We start from the raw sequence: 1,208 nt of genomic DNA on the forward strand, positions 1-1,208 counted from the left end.
CACTCGAGCTCGAAGCAGTCACGGAACGACTCGCTGATGTAGCGCGAAGCACCGCGGAAGCCCAGCATCGGGTTTTCTTCTTCCGGCTCGTACAGTTTGCCGCCGATCAGGTTGGCGTACTCGTTGGACTTGAAGTCCGACAGGCGCACGATGACCTTTTTCGGGTAGAAGGCCGCGGCCAGGGTGCTGATGCCCTCGACCAGCTTCTCGACATAGAAGCCGACCGGGTCGTTGTAGCCGGCGATGCGCTTGTCGACGCTTTCTTTCAGGTCGGCTGGCAGGCCTGCATAGTTCAGCAGCGCCTTGGGGTGCACGCCGATCATGCGGTTGATGATGAACTCCAGGCGCGCCAGGCCCACACCGGCGTTGGGCAGCTGGGCGAAGTCGAAGGCGCGGTCCGGGTTGCCGACGTTCATCATGATCTTGAACGGCAGCTCCGGCATCGCGTCCACCGAGTTCTGCTTGACGTCGAAGCCCAGCTCACCCTCGAAGATGAAGCCGGTATCGCCTTCGGCGCAGGACACGGTCACGCCCTGGCCGTCTTTCAGCACCTGGGTCGCGTTGCCGCAACCGACCACGGCCGGGATGCCCAGCTCACGGGCGATGATCGCCGCGTGGCAGGTGCGCCCGCCACGGTTGGTAACGATGGCGCTGGCGCGCTTCATCACCGGTTCCCAGTCCGGGTCGGTCATGTCGGAGACCAGCACGTCGCCGGGCTGCACCTTGTCCATCTCGGACACGTCGTTGATCACGCGGACCTTGCCGGCGCCGATGCGCTGGCCGATGGCGCGGCCTTCGACCAGCACGGTGCCCTTTTCTTTCAGCAGGTAACGCTCCATGACGTTGGCGCTGGCGCGGCTTTTCACGGTCTCAGGGCGAGCCTGGACGATGTACAGCTTGCCGTCGTCACCGTCCTTGGCCCATTCGATGTCCATCGGGCGCTGGTAGTGCTGCTCGATGATCATCGCCTGCTTGGCCAGCTCGTTGACTTCGTCGTCGCTCAGGCAGAAGCGCGCGCGATCGGCGCGGTCGACTTCGACGGTCTTGACCGAACGACCGGCCTTGGCCTCGTCGCCGTAGATCATCTTGATCGCCTTGCTGCCCAGATTGCGACGCAGGATGGCCGGCCGGCCAGCCTGCAGGGTGTTCTTGTGCACATAGAATTCGTCAGGGTTGACCGCACCCTGCACCACGGTTTCACCCAGGCC

At 63.9% G+C, this 1,208-nt stretch carries 1 protein-coding gene; it reads right to left on the minus strand.

The features are described 5' to 3' along the window. Positions 1 to 1,208 (minus strand): phosphoenolpyruvate synthase (ppsA, locus tag ACIPZ8_RS28015; RefSeq protein ID WP_400730383.1); only part of this gene is annotated, 1,208 nt, incomplete at both ends.

It is taken from the genome of Pseudomonas sp. NPDC089422, assembly GCF_044749405.1.
Classification (GTDB): Bacteria; Pseudomonadota; Gammaproteobacteria; order Pseudomonadales; family Pseudomonadaceae; genus Aquipseudomonas.